At 34.7% G+C, this 9,773-nt stretch carries 7 protein-coding genes; 3 read left to right on the top strand and 4 right to left on the bottom strand.

Annotation, left to right across the window (positions count from 1 at the left end):
• Positions 1 to 66 precede the first annotated feature (66 nt).
• The 4 genes from metG to asnS form a co-directional block, all read right to left on the bottom strand.
• Complete coding sequence (metG, locus tag QZ659_RS08180; protein WP_291724708.1) at positions 67 to 2,190, bottom strand: methionine--tRNA ligase; 2,124 nt, start codon at positions 2,188 to 2,190, stop codon at positions 67 to 69.
• Positions 2,191 to 2,296: 106 nt separating this feature from the next.
• Complete coding sequence (locus QZ659_RS08175) at positions 2,297 to 3,148, bottom strand: hypothetical protein (protein ID WP_291724705.1); 852 nt, start codon at positions 3,146 to 3,148, stop codon at positions 2,297 to 2,299.
• A gap of 98 nt (positions 3,149 to 3,246) precedes the next feature.
• The gene (locus QZ659_RS08170) at positions 3,247 to 3,675 is read right to left on the bottom strand and encodes a hypothetical protein (RefSeq protein ID WP_291724701.1); all 429 of its coding nucleotides are present in this window, start codon (positions 3,673 to 3,675) and stop codon (positions 3,247 to 3,249) included.
• 96 nt (positions 3,676 to 3,771) lie between these two features.
• Entirely contained in the window at positions 3,772 to 5,241 is a 1,470-nt protein-coding gene (asnS, locus tag QZ659_RS08165; RefSeq protein ID WP_291724698.1) for an asparagine--tRNA ligase, read from the bottom strand.
• 326 nt (positions 5,242 to 5,567) lie between these two features.
• Here asnS and QZ659_RS08160 point away from each other — a divergent pair, with 326 nt between their 5' ends.
• The 3 genes from QZ659_RS08160 to QZ659_RS08150 all read left to right on the top strand — a co-directional run bounded on the left by QZ659_RS08160 (position 5,568) and on the right by QZ659_RS08150 (position 9,652).
• On the top strand, positions 5,568 to 7,442 hold the full coding sequence (locus QZ659_RS08160) for a TrkH family potassium uptake protein (RefSeq protein ID WP_291724695.1): 1,875 nt from the start codon (positions 5,568 to 5,570) through the stop codon (positions 7,440 to 7,442).
• Positions 7,443 to 7,548: 106 nt separating this feature from the next.
• Positions 7,549 to 8,346 (top strand): hypothetical protein, encoded by a 798-nt coding sequence (locus QZ659_RS08155; RefSeq protein WP_291724692.1) that lies wholly within the window; start codon positions 7,549 to 7,551, stop codon positions 8,344 to 8,346.
• Positions 8,347 to 8,419: 73 nt separating this feature from the next.
• A complete protein-coding gene (locus tag QZ659_RS08150) occupies positions 8,420 to 9,652 on the top strand; it encodes a M14 family zinc carboxypeptidase (RefSeq protein ID WP_291724690.1) in 1,233 nt (410 codons plus the stop codon).
• Positions 9,653 to 9,773 lie beyond the last annotated feature (121 nt).

Here is a 9,773-nt window from a genome sequence, read left to right as displayed (position 1 = left end):
GCCTTGTCCCTATATAAAACCAAATGCTGTGCTTCTCACTCTAAAGAATGAGCTACATGAGTTACTTTATTTTACCTGCGCTCCTGTATTGACCATTTTCTCTGGACTTACAAATACAAGTTTTCCCTCTTCATTTTCTGCTAAAAGAATCATTCCCTGCGAAATTACACCTCTCATTTTTCGTGGTGCAAGATTGGCAAGCCAACAAACCTGCTTTCCAATGATTTCCTCTGGAGAAAAATGCTCTGCAATTCCACTTGCTACAGTTACTTCTTTGTCTGCAACTTCTAGCGTAATTTTGAGAAGTTTATCAGCTTTTTTGATAGGTTCTGCATTTTTAATAGTCGCCACACGAATATCAATTTTTGAGAAATCGTCAAACTGAATTTCTGGTTGAATCGGAGCAACTGGATTTTTTTCTGTGTTTGCTTCTTGTTGCTCTTTTAATTCTTGTATTTTCTTTGCTTTTCCTTCTTCTAATTTTTTAAGTTGAGTTTCCACGAGCGAATCCTCAATTTTTTCAAAAAGTAGAGTAGCTTTATTTATTTTTCCTGTAATTAAACCTGCCTTTCCAGCTAAATTCCATGTTAAATCATTTGTTAGATTCAACATTTGAGAAATTTTAGAAGAGGTTTCAGGTAAAAATGGACGCATCAGAATAGCCAAATTAGCCGTTAGTTCTGCACTAATTTTCATAATCTGTTCTACTCTAGCTGGGTCAGTTTTTTGGAGTTTCCAAGGCTCTGTGGTGGCAAGATATTTATTTCCCACTCGTGCTAGTTCCATAACTTCGTACAATCCATCTCTAAAATTAAAGTTTTCTAAATTAGATTCTACTTTGTCTTTTTGAGTTTGGATAGCTTCTAAAGTTTCTCTATCAAAATCTGTTAGCTCTGCAACCTGTAAATCAATCTGTGGAACTTCTCCACCGTAATATTTATTTATCAAGACTACAGTACGATTGACAAAATTCCCAAGCGTATCGACAAGCTCGTTATTAATTCTTGATTGATAAATTGCCCACGTAAACTCACTATCTTTTGTCTCTGGTGCAATGGAAGTCAAGACATAACGCAGCTCATCTTTTTTGGTAGGAAATTCTTTTACGTATTCATTTAGCCAAACAGCCCATTCTCTTGAGGTAGAAATTTTGTCGCCTTCTAAGTTTAAAAAGTTATTGGCAGGAACATTTTCAGGCAAAATATAATCTCCGTGAGCTTTTAAAATAATTGGAAATATGAGACAGTGAAAAACAATATTATCTTTTCCAATAAAATGAATTAGCCTAGAATTATCATTTTCATCTTTTTGTTTTAACCAATACTTTTCCCAATCTGTATTATTATCTTTTGCCCATTGTTTGGTAGCCGAAACATAACCAATTGGAGCGTCTAACCAAACGTACAATACTTTTCCATCAGCATCTTGAAGAGGTACAGGAACGCCCCAATCTAAATCTCTTGTCATTGAACGCTCGTGCAGACCTTGTTCTATCCACGATTTACATTGTCCGTAAACGCCTGTACGCCACGTATCTTTTTTATCTTCCAAAATCCACTTTCTAAGCCAATGTTCATAGTCTTGCAAAGGTAAGAACCAATGCGAAGTGCTTTTCAAAACAGGCTTTTCTCCACTTAGTGCTGACCTTGGCTCAATAAGTTCTGTGGGACTTAAAGTAGAACCACATTTTTCACACTGGTCGCCATAGGCGTTTTCATTTCCACAATTCGGACACGTACCAACGATATATCTATCTGCTAAAAACTGCTCAAACTTCTCATCATAAAACTGCTCATTGGTCTGCTGTGTGAAAACGCCTTTTTCGTAGAGCTTAGTAAAGAAGTCTTGTGCTGTTTCTTTGTGTAAATCGGTTGAAGTACGATGATAAATATCAAATTCAATTCCGAAATCTTTAAAAGAATTTTTAAGAATATCATCGTATTTATCAATAATTTCTTTTGGTGTGATGCCTTCTTTTTTAGCTCTTAAAGTTATGGCTGCACCGTGTTCGTCGCTTCCACAGACAAAAACAACATCGTGATTTTTCATTCGAAGATAGCGCACATACGTATCTGCTGGCAGATATGCGCCTGCAATGTGTCCGATATGAAGTCCACCGTTGGCATAAGGAAGGGCTGCCGTTACGGTTGTTCTTTTGAAATCTTGAGATGTTTTGATAGAAGTCGACATAAAGTATTTTTCTGTAAAAATGAATTGAGTTGCAAAAATAGAAAAAACGCACCACTATAATAAATTTAGTTGTGCGTTTTTTAGTTCAAAAATGTTCTACTCAAAACTAAGCAGGTAAAATCTCTTCCTTGATAGTCATATCGTGGATAAATGTACTGCCGTCGGAATGATACGATTGTTGAGCAGAAAAATCTGTAATGAAATGATTTTGTTTGGCTTGAAAAACTTTTGAAGGCGTATTTTCATTAAATTCAGCAAAGTTTCCACTTCCAATTTTTTCAGAAATTACTTTATCGTTGTAATCTATTCCATTTGGAGTGAGTTTATTCCATGTAACCTGCATGTGAATAACTTCCTCACGTCCGAAATAATATCCTCTAATCAGTTCAATGCCTGTAATGAGATACCCTTCTTTATAAATTTCTGTTGGACTGCCTCCGTCTCCTCCAAAGTGTTTGCCTGTGCGTTTGGATTTGAAGAGCTTATCTTCTGTACCAATTTCACTAAAAATAGGCGTAAAACCGTCAATAATATCTCCACTACGCACTACAAAACCAGTCAAGGCTAAGAAGTTGTCTTGCTCAATCGGATTACCCTCTGCTTTTTCTTTTCCTACCAACTGACTTTTTGCACTCTTCATTTCTGTTACGCCAGTTTTATCGGTTTGGACGATATTGGAAGCATTGAATTGAGGTAATAAATCCAATTCTTTAGATTTTAGAATTTCATTGACACCATACTGTATTTTCTTATCATCAATTAGGTTTACCTTTATCAGAAACTCTAATGATTTGGCTCTCACTTTTGGATCTGGAGATTCCATTGCTTTCTGAATGAGTGCAGATTGTGCATTTTTTTTGGCAAGCTGCGTCGACCAATAACCATTGATGATATTTCCAATCACAGTTCCCAAGATGGCTAAAAGTCCTGTAATGAGAAGGGGAGTAATCTGTTCCATAAGCCTTGTAGTAAGTTTTGATATTTTGTATTCTCAATATAGGGAATTTGCTTATTTTTTTCTAGTATTTCTGATAAATAGAAAAATAACTTTTATTGTTATCTCTTATTTTTCTGAAGATCCTCAATAAAATTTTCGTCAAATGATTTCACAGTCAAAAATTCAAAATTGATAAAAAAAGAGTGTTTTAAGCCATTTTGAAACAAAATATTTTCTTTTGATTGTTCCATTAGTTCAGCTACTAAAAGAGTATCTGGAATAGGTTTATCAAACTGATAGATTATTAAACTTTGAGTGTTCAATTCAATTAGTTTTCTGAGAGTAGTCAAATCTACTTGTAAGTCTAAACTCATATTTCGGACAGAAATATTTTCAAAAGTTTGACTTTCTGAAATCTTCAAATCTGTTTTCCACCAAGAAAACGAAGATTTTGGTCTAAAATTACTGATATAAATATGATTCAATTTTTCGTCAATATATCTCCAAATTTCTTCATTAGAATCAATTTCTATTGTGATTTCACGCATTTTATATTTGTATCTATGAAATATAAAAGTCTTCTCTAATTTGATTAGAAAAGACTTTTAATCTACTTTATAGTTCAATTTGATTTAAAACACTTCTTAAAACTCTGCATTTTTAGGCGTTCTAGGGAAAGGAATTACATCTCTAATATTTCCCATTCCAGTAATGAAAAGAATCAGACGCTCAAAGCCAAGACCAAAACCAGAATGCTCTACCGTTCCAAACTTACGAGTATCTAAGTACCACCAAAGTTCTTCGGTTATTCCCATTTCGTCGGTACGTGCTTGAAGTCTGTCCAAACGCTCCTCACGCTGCGAACCTCCTACAATTTCTCCAATTCCGGGGAAGAGAACATCCATTGCTGCAACGGTTTCTTTTCCTACTTCTTCTCCATCGTTTTGGCGCATATAAAATGCTTTGATGTCTTTTGGGTAGTTATACAAAATAACTGGCGTTTTGAAGTGCTTTTCTACTAAGAAACGTTCGTGTTCGGATTGTAAATCAGTTCCCCACTTTACATCAAACTGAAATTTTCCTTTTTTGTAGTGCTTAGAGTTTACTAAAATATCTATTGCTTCTGTGTAGGTAACTCGTTTGAAATCATTTGCCAAGACAAACTCTAGTTTTTCAATAAGTCCCATTTCAGCACGCTCTTCTTTTTTCTTCATTGAGTTTTCTTTTACAAATTTTGCATCCAAAAACTCAATATCAGCTCTATAATTTTCTAAGGCATAACGGATAAGATATTTTAAGAAGTCTTCTACCAAATCCATATTGTCTTTCAAATCATAAAACGCCATCTCGGGTTCTATCATCCAAAATTCTGCTAGATGTCGTGCTGTGTTTGAGTTTTCGGCTCTAAATGTAGGACCAAATGTATAAACTCTACCTAGTGCCAATGCACCAAGTTCTGCCTCTAGCTGTCCAGAAACAGTAAGGTTAGTTACTTTTCCAAAAAAATCTTCTTTGTTGTCTATTTTACCTTTCTGTTCGCCTTCTGCAATTTTTGGAATGGCATCGTAATTATCAATATCAAAATTGGTTACTCTAAACGTTTCACCTGCACCCTCTGCATCAGACGCTGTAAGGATAGGAGAATGCCAGTAATAAAAACGACGGTCGTTGAAATATTTGTGAACAGCATACGAAAGCGCATGGCGCAAACGGAAAATTGCACCAAAAGTAGTAGTACGACTTCTAAGGTGAGCATTTTCTCTTAAAAACTCCATAGAATGAGCTTTGGGTTGAATCGGATATTTTTCAGCATCAGCATCTCCCAAAATTTCTATTTCTTCGGCTACAATCTCTACACTTTGTCCTTTTCCTTTAGATTCTACTAAATTTCCTTTGACAGAAACAGCAGCTCCTACATTAAAACGTTTTCTAAGATTTTCATCAAATTTTTCAGCATCAGCCACTACTTGAATATTCTCAATACTTGAACCATCGTTCAAACCTAAAAATCGAACATACGCATTGCCACGCTCTCCACGAATCCAGCCTTTTGTATAAACTGGCTTGTCAAATTCTTTAGACACTAAAAGGTCTTTTATATCTTGTCTTTTCATAAAATAGTCAAACACGTTTTGATGTGTTATTATTTGAATTGAAATCTTAGTAATTGTCGTTGCTATCAATGAGATAGCTAATTTTGATAGTGCAAAACAACATGATTTTTATTGAAATGTAAAATAGAAACACAAAATTGTTGCTCTAGGGTTCATTTTTTGACAAAACTTCTTTTAAAGGCTTGATTTTCTACTTTCTTGAATTATTTTTTTGCCAAAAAAATTTGTTTCTTTGAACTAAAATTTGGCTTGTGTTCGTATAAAATTTACTGAACCTTGTAATTATGTAAGCCTGTTTTGACAGTTATTAAAATAATAGAGCAAGATTGAAGAATTTTAAAACACAATTTTCTACGTATCGAAATACTCTTCGGGATAGATTTCAAAACCATGTGTTTGAAAGCCGAGACAGAATATTATTGCTGATAAAAACACTTTCAGTAATCTGTTCGGCAATTGCGCTTGTTTTGTTGGTATATCGCTATGGGTTTTATGTAGATGCTCCTATCGAACGTGTTATCTTCAAAACCTTAGATGTTGTTTTTCTTGCCTTTGCTATATTTTTTGTTTTTCGGGTTGTCTATGATGCGCATTGGATAGATTTCTTACGGAAAAATTGGGTAGAAGCTCTGCTGATTGCTTTTATTCTCTTCTGTGGAACAATTAATTATATCCTCAATTTCAGAATAACCTATTATTACTTTGAATTATTAGGCTTTTCAAACCCAGAGCTTTCCAATCAGCATTTTTTGTCTATCTATATGCTCCTTATGATAGGACTAGATTTGACACGCATTACGACGCTTCTTTCAGAAATCAACTATAAACCAGCTACTACATTCCTACTTAGTTTCGTTCTCTTGATTTTGATAGGTGCAGGACTTCTGATGCTTCCTACCATGACACCAGGAAAGGAAAGTATGGATTTGATTGATGCTCTTTTTACCTCTACGAGTGCTTCTTGTGTAACTGGACTTATCGTGGTAGATACAGCGACAGCCTTTACACTCAAGGGACAGATAGTAATTTTGGTTTTGATACAGCTTGGAGGAATCGGAATGGTTTCTTTTGCGACATTTTTTGCCAGCTTCTTGACACAAGGTGTAGGCATCAAGCACCAGTCCATTATTCAAGATTATTTGAGTAGTGAGTCGCTTGTTTCGGCTACCAAACTTCTTCGAAAAGTTGTTTTGATAACCCTTTTTATTGAGATTTTGGGAACAATAGGTATTTATTATGCTTGGGACGAAGAACTTTGGGAACAAAGCCAACAGTTTGAAAGTATAGGAGAAAAAATATTTTTCTCTTTTTTCCATTCAGTTTCAGCATTTTGTAATGGTGGCTTTAGCTTGTTTTCAGGAGGAATGGCAGATACAAATTTCAAAATTGATAGAATGTATAACCTCCATTTTATAATTATTTGGATTGTTGTTTTGGGTGGACTTGGCTACACTACGATTGAAGATATTTTTTCATTTAATAGTATCAAAGAACGTTTTGTAAAGCCTTGGAAGCAGTGGAATGTAGTTACCAAAATCAATGTTTATACGACCTTTACGCTCTTAGCTATCGGCACAATAGGGTTTCTTTTGTTAGAAATAGAAAAACTAACTGACCGAACTATTATTCAAGCCTTCGTAACGGCTCTTTTTCAGTCTATGACCACACGAACGGCAGGCTTTAACACTATGGATTTTGAGGCTCTCAATCCTGCTACCATAATTATGTGTTTGGTTTTAATGTTTATTGGAGCTGCTTCTGGCTCAACGGCTGGAGGAATCAAGATTACTACTTTTGTATTGGTTTTTGTAGCTGCTGTGGCAAATATCAGAAGACAAGAACGTATCGTAATTGCCAATCGTACTATTCCAGATGAACTTATCAGAAAAGCATTTTCTATCTTTATTTTTGCTATAGCCTATAATATAATGGCTATTTTTCTTCTTCTTTTAGTACAAGAACCCTCCTCACCCAACGACACAAAATTTATTCTCAAAATTATATTCGAACAGGTCTCTGCCTTCGCTACGGTCGGAATTAGTATGAACCTCACAGGTGAACTTTCATTTTGGGGAAAGGTTATTATTATTATGTCGATGTATTTGGGACGTGTCGGTACGCTTACGCTTGCGCTTGCACTGAGTAATGCTGTAGTTACCAACTCTTATCGCCACCCGAATGCTCACGTAATGGTAGGATAATAATCAATGAATTTGATTTCATAAAACAAGACAACACAACCCAAAATATAGGAAATCGTTAGAAGTAGTAGATTTATTTACTCATTACTTACTGTATTTTTAATAAATGCCTCATACTCATCATCTAAAACAAGAAACTCATTCAGATTTTCTAAAACAAGGAAGAATAGACCCCATCACAGGAGAAAAAATTGAAGAAGGACATACAATTGTGATTTGTGCTGCCTGCAAATCGGCTTTTTTCGTAGAAAGTTGGGAATATTTAGGCGAAACGCATTGCAACCAAACAGATACACTCTCCGAAATTCCAGTTCGAAAATCATTACAACTGATGGCAAAGCCTTTAGAGTATTTGCCATTCTATTTTAAAAAAGGACAATATATTTTAGATAGAGGAGATGGGAGTGATACTGGCTTTGCTGCTATTACACTGTTACTGATTTTGGGAGCAATCGTTACTGTTCCTTTGGTAATTACAATAGCTGTTTTTTTAGGGAGCATTTTTGCATGGCCAGTAGGCTGGGCTTTCATTGGTGTATCTGGTTATCTTATTAATGAAATTATCCAACCTTATTACAGAGGTAAAAGAAAATTTTCAAAAATTACAGCAAAAAAAGGGTTTCAGTTGGCTGTCAATATGAAAAATCAGACTGTTGAGTATATGAGAAAAAATAAAAAAATCAGTATTCCATTTGATGATATCAAACATATAAAATACTACATAGACTATATTCCTTTTAGTGAATGTGGACAGTATTTACAGCAATCTGTAAGTTTGGAAATAATGACGAAAGAATATAAAAAAACAAGACTTTATACTTTTCTACACAATAACCAAATCCCTCAATGGAGTCAGTTTTTAGAGGATTTACCATATCATTTACCTGTTTTGAATCAGAAATAAAGTTGTGATGCAATCCATTTATGCGTAATTTCATACCCTATATTTTAACCTTATTCTACATAAAATCAGTGTAATGAATTTCACGTCGCAACTTTTAGAAAACTATTTGCTCTATAAAGAAAAACTTCTTGTTTATAGACACTTTCAACCAGAAGAGTTTAATAAAGTATTATTTGATTGTATCAAAAAGCAGAACTCTAATTTTGAGTTAAAAAAACTAGGCGATTCTGCACAGAAAAGACCTATCTATCATTTGCAATTTGGAAATGGTAAGACACCTGTATTGCTTTGGTCGCAGATGCACGGCAACGAGCCAACAGCCACAATGGCACTTTTAGATATTTTTCATTTTTTGGAAAATCCATTTACAGAAGAAGATAAGAAGTTGGTTGAGACGTTAAAGAATCATTTTACATTGCACTTTGTTCCTGTTCTGAATCCAGATGGAACGGCTCTCTATACTCGCCGAACAGCACAGGGAATTGATATGAACAGAGATTTTCTGCAACGCCAAACGCCAGAAGCAAATCTGCTCATTGATTTAGCTGAAAAAGTACAACCTCAATTTAGCTTTAACCTTCATGACCAACGCTCAAAATATTCTGTTGGAAAAACACCTATTCCCACCACGCTTGCTTTTCTTGCTCCAGCTTTTGATATAGAAACAACCATTGATAAGGAAGGAATGCGACGAAGGGAGGCAATGCAAGTCATTTCACTGATGGTGGAAGGTTTGGAAAAAGAACTAGGAGATAAGATGGCAAAATATGATGATGCTTTTGAAGTTCGTGCCTTTGGAGATAATTTTCAAAAACTAGGCTATGGAACAATTCTGATAGAATCTGGACACTACCCAAATGATTGGGAAAAACAGGAAGTTAGAAAGTATAATTATGCTGCAATTCTGAATGCGTTATTGTCTGTTGCTAATGGACTAGAAAAAGATAAATCCATAACGGCTTACGACGAACTTCCTTTCAATGGAACACAGTTTTATGATGTCATTCTTAGAAACGTAGAAGTAGAATATCCACAGTTTGTAACTGCTAAAATGGATATAGCTTTTGAGAGAGAGACAAAATTTGATGTAAAGGAGCATCAATATCTTTATAAAAGTCAGATTGTAGATTTGGGAGACTTATCTACTTTTTACGGACACGAAGAACATAATTTTGAAGACTATAAAATCATTATGCAAAGTGAGAAAATAGACTTAGATAAAAACCCTAACTTAGTTTTTGAGAACAAACAGAATCCGAACAAACGTTTTGTAGTCGTCAATGGTGTTGTTTCTGGGTTGATTTAATTCTTTGCAATGTTCCTTGTTCTATCATTCTGACAAAATGACCTTTTCAGTTTGAAAAAAATAGCATACTCTAGTTTTTGTCAGAAAAAATAAAACAGCCTTTTTTGAGCTGTATAGAGCG

The organism is Bernardetia sp. (assembly GCF_020630935.1).
Lineage (GTDB): Bacteria > Bacteroidota > Bacteroidia > Cytophagales > Bernardetiaceae > Bernardetia.
The sequence above is the reverse complement of the archived record's forward strand: the minus strand, read 5'-3'. Positions and strand labels throughout refer to the sequence as shown.